The sequence below is a fragment of the Tardiphaga sp. 215_C5_N2_1 genome (genome assembly GCF_052076055.1).
Taxonomy (GTDB): Bacteria; Pseudomonadota; Alphaproteobacteria; order Rhizobiales; family Xanthobacteraceae; genus Tardiphaga; species Tardiphaga robiniae.
Genome location: NZ_CP197240.1, coordinates 4,913,568 through 4,927,984 on the forward strand (window position 1 = coordinate 4,913,568; position 14,417 = coordinate 4,927,984).

12 protein-coding genes are annotated in these 14,417 nt (G+C 62.2%); 7 read left to right on the forward strand and 5 right to left on the reverse strand.

The features are described from left to right. Window positions 1–47: 47 nt before the first annotated feature. The gene (locus tag AB7828_RS23360) at window positions 48–1,397 is read right to left on the reverse strand and encodes an outer membrane protein (RefSeq protein ID WP_089266797.1); all 1,350 of its coding nucleotides are present in this window, start codon (window positions 1,395–1,397) and stop codon (window positions 48–50) included. A 346-nt stretch (window positions 1,398–1,743) separates the two neighbouring features. Here AB7828_RS23360 and AB7828_RS23365 point away from each other — a divergent pair, with 346 nt between their 5' ends. The 4 genes from AB7828_RS23365 (at window position 1,744) to pdeM (ending at window position 7,961) form a co-directional block, all read left to right on the forward strand. After that, window positions 1,744–2,964: an ABC transporter substrate-binding protein gene (locus AB7828_RS23365; protein WP_441231284.1), complete on the forward strand. Its 1,221-nt coding sequence runs from the start codon at window positions 1,744–1,746 to the stop codon at window positions 2,962–2,964. Between the two features lie 105 nt (window positions 2,965–3,069). After that, on the forward strand, window positions 3,070–4,287 hold the full coding sequence (locus AB7828_RS23370) for an ABC transporter substrate-binding protein (protein ID WP_231078378.1): 1,218 nt from the start codon (window positions 3,070–3,072) through the stop codon (window positions 4,285–4,287). Between the two features lie 186 nt (window positions 4,288–4,473). Then, window positions 4,474–7,179 carry a ligase-associated DNA damage response DEXH box helicase gene (locus AB7828_RS23375; RefSeq protein WP_441228428.1) on the forward strand — a complete coding sequence of 902 codons (2,706 nt, stop codon included), beginning with the start codon at window positions 4,474–4,476 and terminating at the stop codon, window positions 7,177–7,179. Window positions 7,180–7,265: 86 nt separating this feature from the next. Beyond that, the gene (gene pdeM, locus AB7828_RS23380) at window positions 7,266–7,961 is read left to right on the forward strand and encodes a ligase-associated DNA damage response endonuclease PdeM (RefSeq protein WP_439056934.1); all 696 of its coding nucleotides are present in this window, start codon (window positions 7,266–7,268) and stop codon (window positions 7,959–7,961) included. Between the two features lie 24 nt (window positions 7,962–7,985). On the opposite strand, the gene AB7828_RS23385 is transcribed toward pdeM, so the two are convergent. Continuing rightward, window positions 7,986–8,519, reverse strand: coding sequence for a D-lyxose/D-mannose family sugar isomerase (locus AB7828_RS23385; RefSeq protein WP_441231285.1), 534 nt, complete (start codon window positions 8,517–8,519; stop codon window positions 7,986–7,988). Between the two features lie 78 nt (window positions 8,520–8,597). After that, entirely contained in the window at window positions 8,598–9,461 is an 864-nt protein-coding gene (locus AB7828_RS23390) for a LysR substrate-binding domain-containing protein (protein WP_116664696.1), read from the reverse strand. Window positions 9,462–9,556: 95 nt separating this feature from the next. Here AB7828_RS23390 and AB7828_RS23395 point away from each other — a divergent pair, with 95 nt between their 5' ends. From AB7828_RS23395 to AB7828_RS23405, 3 genes are all read left to right on the forward strand, one after another. Next, on the forward strand, window positions 9,557–10,483 hold the full coding sequence (locus tag AB7828_RS23395) for a DMT family transporter (protein WP_441231286.1): 927 nt from the start codon (window positions 9,557–9,559) through the stop codon (window positions 10,481–10,483). A gap of 3 nt (window positions 10,484–10,486) precedes the next feature. Beyond that, the gene (locus tag AB7828_RS23400; RefSeq protein WP_441231287.1) at window positions 10,487–11,251 is read left to right on the forward strand and encodes an MBL fold metallo-hydrolase; all 765 of its coding nucleotides are present in this window, start codon (window positions 10,487–10,489) and stop codon (window positions 11,249–11,251) included. A gap of 73 nt (window positions 11,252–11,324) precedes the next feature. Further along, the gene (locus tag AB7828_RS23405) at window positions 11,325–12,629 is read left to right on the forward strand and encodes an NRAMP family divalent metal transporter (protein ID WP_441231288.1); all 1,305 of its coding nucleotides are present in this window, start codon (window positions 11,325–11,327) and stop codon (window positions 12,627–12,629) included. On the opposite strand, the gene AB7828_RS23410 is transcribed toward AB7828_RS23405, so the two are convergent. Next, the gene (locus AB7828_RS23410; protein ID WP_068737508.1) at window positions 12,626–13,399 is read right to left on the reverse strand and encodes a TIGR02186 family protein; all 774 of its coding nucleotides are present in this window, start codon (window positions 13,397–13,399) and stop codon (window positions 12,626–12,628) included. The two genes, AB7828_RS23405 and AB7828_RS23410, sit on opposite strands and share 4 nt — an antisense overlap. Beyond that, on the reverse strand, window positions 13,396–14,325 hold the full coding sequence (locus tag AB7828_RS23415) for a sulfite exporter TauE/SafE family protein (protein WP_093761694.1): 930 nt from the start codon (window positions 14,323–14,325) through the stop codon (window positions 13,396–13,398). The genes AB7828_RS23410 and AB7828_RS23415 overlap by 4 nt, the downstream gene beginning before the upstream one ends. Window positions 14,326–14,417: the final 92 nt, after the last annotated feature.

A 14,417-nucleotide genomic window follows, 5' to 3' on the forward strand; every position in this document is an offset into this window, starting at 1 on the left:
CCCGGCCGCGAGGCCGGGGTTTTCGATTTTAGCGGATGTTGCTGTGATCAGTACTTCGCAACGACCGGGCTGTTGAAGTGATAGTTCAGGCCGGTGCGGAAGATGTGCTCGGTAACCTTGCTCTCGCTGACGACGCCGGGAAGGATCGTGGTCGAAGCTGAGCCGAGGTCGACATAGAGATATTCGGTCTTCGAGGTCCAGTTCGGTCCGAACAGGCCGAGCAGCTTGAACGGGGTCTCGATGCCGGCGCCGGCGGTCCAGCCACTCTTGGTGGTCGAAGCGTTAGCAACTTCGACGCCCAGTGCGTTGATCTTGGTCTTCACGCCGCCGTAGGCGTAACCGCCGGTGGCGTAGAACAGGGTCGAACCGACCGAGTAGCCGAGGCGGCCACGAACCGTGCCGAACCAGGGCAGCTTCTGATCGTAGCTGACGAGGCCGAGAGCAACCGCAGTCTTGTTGTCGCGCTGGCTGGAAGCCTGGATGTCGGCTTCGAGACCGTAAACCCAGTTCGATGCCTGCCAGTTGTAACCGATCTGGGCACCGCCATTGATGCCGTCCGGAGCAAGGTTGAACTGCTCGGGAACCGGGGTGACGCCGGTAAGCGTGGTGCGATCGCGTCCGGTGCCGGAGCCGATGTTGCCGCCGAGGTACCAGCCGGTCCAGTTCGCCGCAGCGACCGGGGTGTAAACGCTGTTGCCGCCGATGCGGTAGTTCAGACCGACGCGGAACAGGTTTTCACGCAGTTCGGTGTTGGTGAGTTGGGTCGGGGTAGCGAACGCATCAGAGCGGTTGCCGAGGTTCAGGTAGAGATATTCGATCTTGCCGGTCCAGTTGCCGCCCAGCGCTGCTTCCACGCCGCTGCCGATGGTCCAGCCGGTCGCCATGCGGCTATCCGAGAACGCCGTCACGCCGCCTTCAGTGATCGTGGTCTTGACGTTGCCGTAAGCGAAACCGCCGGTGAAGTAGCTCAGGACCGGACCGGTTGCGAGACCGACGCGGCCACGAACGGTGCCGAACCAATCCGACTTCTGACCGTAGACGGTCTGCAGCGGGCCCACCACATTGGCGCCACCGCCGGTGAGGCCCGAACCCTGGATATCGGCTTCGAGGCCGTAAACGATCGGGCCGAGCAGCGAGTCACCCTGCCAGTTATAGCCGATCTGGCCGCCGCCGAAGCCGCCCTGCGGCGTGAGATACAGCGAGTCGCCGGTGTAGCTGTGGGTGACGCGGTCGCGGCCGATGCCGACGCCGGCGTTCACACCGATGTAGAAGCCGGTCCAGTTATAGACCGAGACGAGGGGCGCCTTGTAATAAGGGGCCTTGACGGCCAGATCGGCAGCCTGCGCGCTCACAGCGGTTCCGAGCAGCGCGGCGCTCGCAAGAAGAATACGTTTCATGGTCGACCCCAATTCAGATTTGAACCGTTAGAATAGGGGAGTCGGGTCATATTGGCTGTATCCGGACGGCCACACTGTCCGACATTGCAACCGCTGCGGCGCGGGCCGAAAAAAGCCGGTTAAATAAACGTTTAGATGCTCTTGGCGCAGTGCGTATTTCGTCACGTTTGGGTGCGCTGAGGCCCTGTCGATAGCCAACCCACGGAAAACATGAGGCAACCTGTGAGGGATTGCCAAGCCTGTCGCGCCCGCAGAGGATAAGGGCAAGCCCGTACAGCCGCGATCAACGCCGCGACGGGTCACAAAAACACGCCCGCACAACCGGGTCTCAGGGAGAAAACACCAGATGCCTTCGCGCGACAGGTCCGTCTTCAGGACCGCAACACTCGCTGCAGTTGTCTCCGTACTGGCCCATTCGGCCTTTGCGGCGGACAAGAAATACGACCCCGGTGCCAGCGATACCGAGATCAAGCTCGGTCAGACCATCCCCTATAGCGGCGCCGGTTCCCTGTATGGCGTGATCGGCCGGACACAGGCCGCCTATTTCCAGATGCTGAACGAAAAGGGCGGCATCAACGGCCGCAAGATCAATTTCATGTCGCTGGACGATGCCTACAGCGCGCCGAAGGCCGTCGAGGCCACCCGCCGGCTCGCGGAGCAGGACGAGGTGCTGGCGCTGTTCGGCTCGCTGGGCACTGCGCCGCAGTCGGCGGTGCAGAAGTTTCTCAACAGCAAGAAGATCCCGCAGCTGTTGCTCAACACCGGCGCCTCGCGCTGGAATAACCCGCAAGAGTTCAAGTGGACCACGCCGGGCCTGCCGATCTATTCGACCGAGGGCCGGATTATCGCGCGCTACCTGATGCAGGCCAAGCCGAACGCCAAGGTCGCGATCCTTTACCAGAACGACGAGTTCGGAAAGGACTTCATGAATTCTTTCAAGGAGATTCTGGCCGAAGCGGGCGGCTCCGCGAAGGTGATCGCCGAGGCGTCTTATGACCTCACCGATCCGACCATCGATTCCCAACTGATCAATCTGGCCAAATCGGGCGCCGACACTTTCTTCAACATCTCCACCGGCAAGGCGACGTCGCAGTCGATCCGCAAGGTCGCGGAGCTCGGCTGGAAGCCGCTGCATCTCTTGGTATCGACCTCGAGCGGCCGCTCCATCATCAACGCCGCCGGCGCCGAGAATGCCAAGGGCATCGTGGCGATGACCTACACCAAGGAAGTCGGCAGCGAGAAGTGGAAGGACGATCCGGACGTCATCGCCTTCCAGGAGCTGCGCAAGAAGTATCTGCCGAACGTCGATCCCGATAACACCATCGCATTCCAGGGCTACTCGCAGGGCGTGACCATGGCGGAGATCCTGCGCCGCTGCGGCGACGATCTCACCCGCGAGAATGTGCTCAAGCACGCCACCAATCTGGAAGGCTACCGCGCACCGGTGTTTCTGCCAGGTATCACCTATGGCTTCACGCCGACCGACTACACCACCATCAAGGCGCTCTATGTGGGCACATTCAACGGCACCGACTGGGATCTGTCGGACAAGCCGGTGAGCCAGTAAGCGCGTACTTTAAAATAACGACCATTCCCGGCGATAGGCCGGGGATGGAGACGACCAATCGGACTCACAAAGAGCCGGATCAAAAATCATCAGGGAGAAAACGCTATGAACAAGGGACTATTTGCGTCTGCGGCGCGGGTCGCCGTCGTCGTGTTGCCACTGACTGTGACGGCCGCTATCGCCGCCGACAAGAAATACGATCCAGGTGCCAGCGATACTGAAATCAAGATTGGACAAACCATACCGCATAGCGGACCCGGTTCGCTCTATGGCGTGCTGGGCCGTGTCGGTGAAGCCTATTTTCAGAGCTTGAACGAGAAAGGCGGCATCAACGGCCGCAAGATCAAGTTTCTGACGATGGACGATTCCTACAGCGCGCCGAAGGCGGTCGAGGCCACCCGCCGTCTCGTTGAGCAGGAAGAAGTCCTGGCTCTGTACGGCTCGCTCGGCACAGCGCCGCAGACGGCCGTGCACAAATATCTCAATTCCAAGGGCGTACCGCAGCTGCTGCTCAACACCGGCGCATCCAAGTGGAACGATCCGAAGAACAACAAATGGACCATGGCCGGCCTGCCACTCTATCCGACCGAGGCGCGTATTCTCGCCAAATATGCCGTCAGCGTGAATCCGAATGCGAAAGTCGGCATCCTCTATCAGAACGATGATTTCGGCCGGGATTTCCTGGGGCCGTTCAAGGATGAACTCGCGAAAGCCGGCGGCACCGCGAAGGTGATCGCCGAGGTGACCTACGATCTCACCGATCCCACGATCGACTCGCAGCTGATCAATCTCGCCAAATCCGGCGCCGATGTCTTCTATAACATCACCACCGGCAAGGCGACGTCGCAATCGATTCGCAAGGTGGTCGAGCTCGGCTGGAAGCCGCTGCAGTTGTTGTCCGCGGGCTCCACCGGCCGATCGATCCTGGAGGCGGCAGGGTTGGAGAATGCCAAGGGCATCGTCTCGATTGCCTATGGCAAGGATATTGGTTCGCCGCTTTATGCCAAGGATCCCGACATCGTGGCGTTCGAAGCTTTGCGCGCGAAATATCTGCCCACGGTCTCTGCCGATAATTCGATCGCCTTCTTCGGCTATGGTCAGGCCGTGTCCATGGCAGAGATTTTGCGCCGCTGCGGCGACGAGCTCACCCACGAGAACGTGCTGAAACAGGCTATCGGCCTAAACGGCTTCCGCGCTCCGCAAATGTTGCCGGGGGTGAGCTACAGCTATACCAATGACGCCTATGTTCCGATGGCGACGCTGTACACCCAGCGGTTCGACGGCAAGGACTGGATCATCTCCGACAAGTCGGTGACGCAATAAGACCACAGGTCTCTCCATGTCATTGCGAGCCCCGGCGAAAATTGCGCAGCCAATTTCGTTTGGGCGGAGCAATCCAGTCCTCTCTTGCTGTTTTCTGGATTGCTTCGTCGCAAGGGCTTAGGGGAAAGTTGCACGGCAACTTTCCTTGACCTCGCAATGACGGCTGAGAGTGCCTAGTTCTAACGCGTGCCGCCCCGTAAATCCGTCGCCAAACCCGACCTGTTGCCCGATCACTTCCTGCGCTGGTTCGCCATGCGCGGCTGGTCGCCGCGCGAACATCAATTGGCGCTGCTGCAGAAGGCGCGCGACGATCGCTCGGCGCTGCTGATCGCGCCGACCGGCGCAGGCAAGACGCTGGCCGGCTTCCTGCCGACGCTGGTGGAACTGTCTAACCTCTCCCCGCTTGCGGGGAGAGGTCGGCTTGAGAGCGCAGCGAACAAGTCGGGTGAGGGGGAGCGCATAATTGAAACTCCCGAGTTCGCCGAAGCTCCCCCTCACCCGTCGCGGACTGCGTCCGCGCCACCCTCTCCCCGCAAGCGGGGCGAGGGGAAAAACGCCCTTGTCTCCACCGGCCGCGGCGTTCAGCGCACCGGTGGCCTGCACACGCTCTACATTTCCCCGCTCAAAGCTCTCGCCGTCGACATCGCGCGCAACCTGGAAACACCGATCGCGGAGATGATGCTGCCGATCAAGGTCGAGACCCGCACCGGCGACACGCCGGTGTCGCGCCGCGCGCGGCAGCGGCGTTATCCGCCGGACATCCTGCTGACCACGCCGGAACAGCTGGCCTTGCTGTTGTCGTCCGACGACGCGCCGTTTCTGTTCTCGTCACTCAAGCGCGTCGTGCTCGACGAGTTGCATGCGCTGGTGACGTCGAAGCGCGGGGATCTACTGTCGCTCGGCCTTGCGCGCCTCTGGAAGCTCGCGCCCGACATGCGCGCCATCGGCTTGTCGGCAACGGTTGCCGAGCCTGAATCACTGGCACGCTTTCTGGTGCCGCAGCCTGTTGGTGAAAGCGTCTCGGCCGATATCGTCGTCGCCGGCGGCGCGGCCGAGCCGGTGGTCGAGATGCTCGACACCAGGGAACGTCTGCCCTGGGCCGGCCACTCCGCGCGCCATGCGCTTGGCGAAATCTACGATCTCATCAAGGCCAACAAGACGACGCTGGTCTTCGTCAACACCCGTAGTCAGGCCGAGATGCTGTTCCAGGATCTCTGGCGCATGAATGACGACGGTCTCGCCATCGCGCTCCATCATGGCTCTCTTGACGTCGCGCAGCGCCGCAAGGTCGAGGACGCGATGTCGGCCGGGAAACTACGCGGTGTGGTCTGTACCTCGTCGCTCGATCTCGGCGTCGACTGGGGCGATGTCGATCTCGTCATCAATGTCGGCGCCCCCAAGGGGGCATCGCGGCTGATGCAGCGCATTGGCCGCGCCAATCACCGCATCGACGAAGCTTCGCGCGCCGTGTTGGTTCCGGCCAATCGTTTTGAGGTGCTGGAATGTCGCGTCGCCATCGATGCCGTTGCCGAAAATGCACAGGATACGCCGCCGTTGCGGACTGGCTCGCTCGACGTGCTGGCGCAGCACGTGCTCGGCTGCGCCTGCGGCGCACCGTTTCGCGCGGACGATCTCTATGACGAAGTGCGCTCGGCGGCGCCCTATGCCGAACTGTCGCGTGTCGACTTCGACGATACCGTGGAGTTCGTGGCGTCCGGCGGCTATGCGCTGAAAATCTATGAGCGTTTCGCCCGTATCAAGCAGGACGCCTCGGGCAAATGGCGCGTCACCAATCCCAAGGTGCGCCAGATGTATCGCATGAATGTCGGCACCATCGTCGAGGACACGATGCTGAAGGTGCGGCTGGTGCGCGGAGGCAGCGGAAAAGCCAAAAAGGGTGTCACTGGTGCGCTGGCGCGCGGGGGACGCATGCTCGGTCAGATCGAGGAATATTTCATCGAAGGCCTCGTGGTCGGCGACACCTTCGTCTTCGGCGGAGAAGTCGTCCGCTATGAATCCCTGGTCGAGGATCAGGTCGATGTCTCGCGCGCCCATGACAAGGACGCGAAAGTGCCGTCCTATATGGGCGGCAAGTTTCCGCTCTCGACCTACCTCGCGGAACGCGTGCGCAAACTGCTGGACGATGAGCGCGCCTGGAAAGGCCTGCCCGACCAGGTGCGCGAATGGTTGTTGCTGCAGGCCCATGTCTCGCATGTGCCTGGTACGCGCGAACTGATGGTTGAGACCTTTCCGCGCGCCGACAAGCATTATCTCGTCTGCTATCCGTTCGAAGGCCGCCTCGCGCATCAAACATTGGGCATGCTGTTGACGCGCCGTCTTGAACGCGCCCGCGCGCGGCCGCTGGGTTTTGTCGCCAACGAATATGCGCTGGCCATATGGGGCCTCGGCGACACGTCGCACATGATCAGGCAGGACAGGCTTGATCTCGCCGCTTTGTTCGATCCCGACATGCTCGGCGACGATCTCGAAGCCTGGCTCGCGGAATCGGCGCTGATGAAGCGGACGTTCCGCACCTGCGCGGTGATCTCGGGGCTGATCCATACGCGTTTCACCGGCGAGGAGAAATCGCGCCGTCAGGTGCTGTTCTCCACCGACCTGATCTACGACGTTTTGCGCAAGCATCAACCCGATCACGTGCTGTTGCGCGCCGCGCGGGCCGATGCTGCGACGGGATTGCTGGACATTCGGCGATTGAGCGACATGCTGACGCGCATCCAGGGCCGTATCATTCACCGGGAACTCGATCGCGTGTCGCCGCTGGCGGTGCCGGTGATGCTGGAAATCGGCCGTGAAGCGGTATACGGCGAAGCGTCGGACGAGCTCCTGGCGGAAGCCGCCGAGGAACTCGTGAAAGAGGCCTCTGGACAGTAGGATGGGTAGAGCGAAGCGAAACCCATGCTGCAGTTCCGCGCTATTGATGGGTTTCGCAACTGCTCTACCCATCCTACAAAAGAACCATGCACGCCGATTCGATCATCACCGCCGATATGAGCACCGTCAGCATCGCCGGCGTCACGTTGGCTGCGGACCTGTCGGGCGCCTTGTATTGGGAAGAGCAGAAACTTCTCGTGGTGTCCGACCTGCATCTCGAAAAGGGCTCGAGCTATGCCAATCGCGGGGTGCTGCTGCCGCCCTACGATACGATCGCAACACTCGGTCGCCTCGGTGCGGTGATCGCGCGTCACGATCCGCGCATTGTGATTGCGCTCGGCGACAGTTTCCACGACCGTGACGCCCATGAGCGGTTGTCCCCGGCCAATCGCGAGGTGCTGTCCGCATTGCAGATGCGCCGTGACTGGATCTGGATATCAGGCAATCACGATCCCGCATTGCCGCCGGATCTCGGCGGCACCGTCGCGGAAGAAGTCGCCATCGGCCCGATCACCTTTCGTCATGAGCCGACCGGTGCTGCAGGCGAGATTGCCGGTCATTTGCATCCGAAGGCGCGCGTCAGCACGCGCGGTCGCGCGGTCGAACGGCGTTGCTTTGCGAGCGACGGCGCCCGCGCGGTGATGCCGGCCTTCGGCGCCTATGCCGGCGGGCTCAACATCCGCGATGCGGCATTCGCGCGGATCTTCCAGACCCTTGGCTTTGTTGCCCATGTGCTCGGCGACCGGCGTATGCACGCCATTGCTGCCTCGCGCTGCTGCTAGAGCAACATTTCATACATCGTCGTTCTACCCGTCCAGGAGAAGGCGAACCTGCGGGATTTCCAGGATGGCAGTCTCCTTTGCGGGCTGGCTGTTGACGAGATGGTCGATAAGATCCTCAGTCGTCGAGCTTCGGGTCAGCATCAGGCAGGTCGCATTGTCGGCGCGCGTTGCGTGCCAAACGCCGGGACGCATGCAGATTCCGACGCCAGGAGACAAACGATAAGCTCGGAGGGTCGACAAATCCGGCTGCCGGTTTGCGTCACTCAAGCAAAGGATCTGAACGATCTCTTTTGTGAGAGGCACGACCGCCTGTTGGGTCAGGTGATGGACTTCGAGCTTTGAGACAAGCGGATTGTTGTCGCGATACTCGACCCACAAGACCTCGGTGTTGCCTTCCGTGCCGGGATCAAAGAAGTGTTCGTGCCAGAAATCGCTCGCCGGGCTTCGAAAACCGACCGCGTCTTTTTTGAGAGGATCGGTTTTGCCGAGCACCCATCCGAAGGGTTCGAACGACGTGGGACTCAGAGCCTCAACAGTAACAGCGTCGGATGTCGGCATGGAGGGCTCCTTGGGGGCGTGTCCGAAGCATGGCTTCATGGCCCTGCAAACCGACGAGCATTAAAAGAAAGAGCGGCCTTACGCCGCCTTCGCCTGCACCGTATCGCAGAACTCGGCGAGGTGGTCGGCAAGCCGAAGCGTTGCTGGGCTCGCATCGGGGGCGGCCATCAGCGTCACTTCAGTCTGGTCGATCGGCGCAAAGCCTTCTTTCGCCGTCAGGATGCGATGGTCGGCCTGGATAGCCATGTCGGACAGGATACTGAGGCCAAGTCCCGCGGCGACCGCGGCCTGGATGCCGGCGAGGCCGGAGCTCGTATAGGCCATGTGCCAACTGCGGCCTGCCGCCTCGATGGCATGGATTGCGCGGGTCCGGTAAAGGCAGCCGGCGGGAAAGCCGATCAACGGGACCGACCGGATGGCGGGGTCGATCGGATGCGCCTTGCTCGTGACCCAATGGATCCGCTCGGGCCACACCGCAATGCCACCTTTCTCACCGGCGGCGCGCTTGAACAGTGCCAGGTCGAGTTCGCCGCGTTCGAGATCGCGGCGCAAATACGTGCTCTGGTCGGCGCGCACGTCGAGCCGCAAGCCGGGCCGGGATCGCGAAAAATTCGCCAGCAATTCGGTCAGGCGATAGGCCGCGAAATCCTCGGGGATGCCGAGCCTGACAGCGCCTTCATTGGTCGGCCGGGCCAGCACGTCGCGGGCTTCCTCCGCCAGCGCAAGCAGCCGTCGCGCATAGGACAGGAGCCGCTCGCCTGCTTCGGTCGGGGTCACGTCCTTGCCTGTGCGGTTCAGCAGCGGCTGGCCGATATCCTCTTCCAGTCGCTTGATTTGCTGGCTGACGGTGGATTGGGTGCGGTGAACGCGCTCGCCGGCGCGGGTAAAGCCGCGGGCATCGACCACCGAGACGAAGCTGCGCAGGAGTTCGAGATCCAGCATCGGCTATCCATTCGTTTTTCGACTGACAACAAGTATATCATTTAATTTCCAAATGGGAAGGTGGGCGCATAGACCAGTGACAAAGGAGATTTCCGATGTCCCTTGCGCCGTCAGTCGTGGTTCCCCGTGCCGCCTTCAATCCGCTGCCGATCTATATCGGCATCTTCTGTCTGCTTTGGAGTTTCTCCTTCGTCGCGGGGAAAATCGCTGTCACCGATTGCCCGCCGCTCATTTTGCTCGCCGCGCGGTTCTCGCTCGCGGGTGTTCTGATCCTTGGCATTTCCGCCCTGCGCCGCGGTGCCTGGTCGCTGTCTTGGCGCGATGTTGTGGCTTACGCCGTCATCGGTCTGGCCAATAACGCGCTGTATCTCGGCCTCGGCTATACCGGCCTGCAAACCATCTCCGCCGGTCTCGGCGGCCTGGTCGTCAGCGCAAACCCGGTATTTACGGCCGTGTTCGCAGCGCTGTTGCTGAAGGAGCCGCTCACAGGGCGCAAGGTCGCCGGGCTCTTGCTCGGCATCGCCGGCGTCACCTCGATCGTCTGGCACCGCATATCGGTGGGCACCGACAGCGCGCAGGGCATCGTGTTCACGCTGGCATCGCTCGCGTCCATCGTGACCGGGACGATCCTGTTCAAGCTGCTGGCACCAAAGGGCAGCCTGTGGCTCGGCAACGGCGTGCAGAATCTTGTGGCCGGCGTGGTGCTGATCCCGGTGGCGCTCACGTTTTCCGATATCGGCGCGATCGTGCCGAGTGCGCGATTGATCGGTTCGTTTGCATTCCTGACATTGGGCGGTTCTATCCTCGGCTATCTGCTGTGGTTTCACCTGCTGAAGACCTGCGGCGCCACCGCTGCCAGCGCCTATCACTTCCTGATGCCGCCACTCGGCATGCTGTTCGCCTGGATGGTGCTCGGCGAGCATGTTGAAAGTCGTGATCTCCTGGGGATCGTCCCGATCGCCCTCGGTATCTATCTCGTCACCAGACCGGCCGCTTCACCAGCCCCCCTGCGACAGGAGTAGTTCATGTCTCTCACCATCACTTTGATTGGCGGACCCACCGCGCTGATTGAATTCGACGGCTTCCGGCTGCTCACCGATCCGACGTTCGATCATCCGGGCGCTTACAAGCTGCCGCATGTAACGCTGGAAAAACTCGTTGGCCCCGCGATCTCCGCCGCGCAAGTCGGCGCGGTTGATGCGGTGTTGCTCAGTCACGATCAGCACTCCGACAACCTTGATAACTCCGGGCACGATTTCCTGCGCCACGCGCCGCGCGCACTGACAACCATTGCGGGCGCCAAGCGCCTCGGTGGGGATGTTGAGGGTCTCGCGCCATGGGACAGCACCGAGCTGACAGGCAAGGATGGTCGATCGCTGACGATCACCGCGACCCCGGCGCGTCATGGCCCGGCCGGCATCGAGCCGCTGTCGGGCGATGTCATCGGATTCGTGCTGAGCTCGCACGCGCCGGGGAGCAGGCCGATCTACATTACAGGCGACACCGTCTGGTTCGACGGCGTCGCCGAGGTCGCGCGGCGTTTTCCAGCCGGCGTGGTACTGCCCTTCGCCGGCGCGGCGCAAACCCGCGGGCCATTCCACCTCACCATGGACACCAACGACACCATCGAGACGGCGCGCGCATTTCCCGATGCGACGATTGTGCCGGTGCACACCGACGGATGGGCGCATTTCAAACAGAGTGCCGGCGACCTGCGCGCATCCTTCGACACGCTCGGCTTCGGTGCCCGTCTGCGTATCCTCGAACCGGGTGTGCCGACCTTGATCTAGCCCATTGCCAGTCCCTGCTTCGGAACGTTAGCTGCGACGGCACGTTGCCGAGCGGTGAGATGGCAGGGATCAGATGTCGGACCAGTCCAGCGAGAAGCCTGATGATCAGGAGGAAGAAGCTGCTGGTTCGAAAGGCTTTCTGAAACGGCTTGGTCCTGGTCTGATCACCGGCGCTTCCGATGACGATCCGTCCGGCATCGGCACCTATAGCCAGGCCGGGGCGCAGCTCGGCTACGGCATCGGCTGGACCATGCTGCTGACCTTTCCGCTGATGGTCGCAATCCAGGAAATTTCCGGACGTGTCGGTAGCGTGACCGGTCGCGGCATCTCCGGAAATGTCTGCCGGCACTATCCGGCGTCGCTGTTGCATCTCATCGTGTCACTGCTGTTCATCGCCAACACGATCAACATCGCGGCCGATCTCGGCGCCATGGCCGATGCCACCAAGCTGCTCGTTGGCGGTCACGGCATCATCTATGTCGTTCTGTTCGGCGCGCTCTCGGTGGGCGCGCAGATTTTCTTCGACTACAAGCGCTACGTCTCGGTGCTGAAGTGGCTGACGCTCTGCCTGTTCTCCTATGTCGCCGCGCTTGCGGTCGTGAAGGTCGACTGGAGTGCGGCTCTCACAGGCATCCTGCTGCCGCAAATCACCTGGAGCGGCTCGTATCTCACCACCATAGTCGCCATTCTCGGGACGACGATTTCGCCATATCTGTTCTTCTGGCAGGCCTCGCAGGAGGCTGAAGACGAACGTATCGATCCCGCCAAAGCTCCGTTGATCGAGAGGCCGATTGGTGCCGCGATGGAGTTTTCGCGCATTCGGGCCGACACGATCGTCGGCATGGCATTTTCGAACCTGATCGCGCTGTCGATCATCATTACGGCTGCGGCCACGCTCAATGCCTCCGGCAAGACGGATATCGAGACCTCGGCGCAGGCGGCGGAAGCCTTGCGTCCGATCGCCGGAGTATTCGCAGAGTGGATATTTGCGCTGGGCATCGTCGGCACGGGTCTGCTGGCGATCCCGGTGCTCGCAGGCTCCACTGCCTATGCTGTGGGCGAAGGTCAGCGCTGGCTGGTCGGACTCGATCGCAAGCCGCGCGAGGCCGTGGCGTTCTACTCGGTTCTGGCACTGTCCGCGGTGATCGGGATCGCGCTGAATTTCACCTCGATCAACCCGATCTCGGCGCTGTACTGGAGCGCGGTCATCAACGGCGTGCTCGCCGTGCCGGTGATGGTGTTGCTGATGGTGATGTCGCGCCGCAAGGATGTGATGGGCGATTTTGTGATCAAGGGGCCGTTGCACTGGCTCGGTTGGCTGTCGACTGCAGCAATGGCTGTCAGTGTAGTGGCGATGGTCGCCGGAATCTTTCTTTAATCCCGCCTGAACACGATCGACGCGGCCCACCCAGACATCAGCGCCATCGCGGCGGTGAGCAGCCCGTAGATGAAACCGTGATTGCGCGCGGCATTGGCGACGAACTGCTCGAAGCCGACCTTGACGATATCGAACGCCGTCTCCGCTTTCGAGATCAGCGCACCGTCGGCGAACAGTTTGATCTCGACATCGTAGGTTCCAATGGGGACTTCGGCGGGCAGCGGAATGCTGGTTCGGAACAGCGTCGGTGTCAGGAATGTCACCGCTGAGGTCTCCTCGCGATACAGTCCGTGTTCCTTGCGCAGTCGTACAAAGGCGCTCCGGAACGGGTCTGTGGCCACGACGTCCGCATAGTCGGTGCCGACGCGCTGGGTCAGCAGGACGTTATTGATTCCGAGCTGCTGGCGGCGCTGTACGTCGGCAGGTGCGATAGCGTCCATAGGACGGTTGGAAAACACGGCGAGATAGGACGGCACCTGCAGGAACTGGCGCGAATCCGTGTTGATCCAGATGCCGAAGCGGCGCTCCTTGCGCCGGGTCATGAGGTCGGTGCGCGGCCCGTTGACGGTGACGACGAGATTGTAGTTGTTGCGGCCGGGCGGTGTCTTGTCGTCTTTCTCGACAGCGCCGAACAGCACCAGTTCCTCGCCGGCATAATTCGGCGTCACGGTCACGCGATGGTTCGACACCGAGACGATCAGCTGTTCGGCGCGGGCCGGGGCGAGCATTCCGATGCCGAGTGCGGCGATGATCGGGAGCGCGCGTATCATGGAGCGACGCCTCCGGTATCGCGGATCGTGAACAGATCTGCGGGGCGAACGACCAGTTCCACCGCGAAGCGGACGCCGACCGCCAGGATCAGCAGGCCCAGCAGCAGGCGCAAATGCTCGCCGCGAATCTTCTGCCCGGCGCGGGCGCCGAATTGTGCGCCGGTGACGCCGCCGACCATCAGGATGAGGGCCAGCACCGCATCGACCAGATGATTGGTGACGGCGTGCAGCAATGTCGCGATCACCATGGTGACCAGCGTCAGCACCATGGATGTGCCGATGACCGTCGAAGTTGGAATGCGCAACCAGTAGATCAGGATCGGGATCAGGATAAAGCTGCCGCCGATGCCCATCACGGCGCCGATGAAGCCGATCAGGAGGCCGACGGCGATCACCGGGATCACCGAAAGATAGATCTTGGAGCGCTTGAACCGCATCTTCAGCGGCAGGCCGTGAACCCAACTATGGCTGCCGGAACGGCGCAAGTTCACGGGATCACCGCGCCGTATGCGCAGCAGCGCGCGCAGGCCCTCCCAGAACATCAAGCTGCCGACGGCGGTGAGCAGGATCACATAGGACAGCGAGATGGTGAGGTCGAGCTGGCCGAGATTGCGCAGCTGCGTGAAGGCCCACACGCCGAGCGCCGTGCCGACCACGCCCCCGGTCAGAAGCACACTCGCAAGCGCGGGATCGATGGCGCGGCGTCGCCAGTAGGACAGCGCGCCGGAGAAAGACGAGGCTGCAATGTGGCTTGCCACTGACGCGACCGACACCGCGGGGGCGATGCCGACGAAAATCAGCAGCGGTGTCATCAGGAAGCCGCCGCCGATCCCGAACATGCCGGAGACGAAGCCGACCGCAGCGCCCATCGCCAGGATGAGCAACACATTGATCGGAATGTCGGCGATCGGGAGATACAGTTGCACGCGCGTTCGCTTCGGAATTCTGGCCCTGAGTTGGGCCGAAACCGCTCATGGCGTGGTTCTGGAGGCGGCGCGGATTGCGAGCCGCGTCCTCG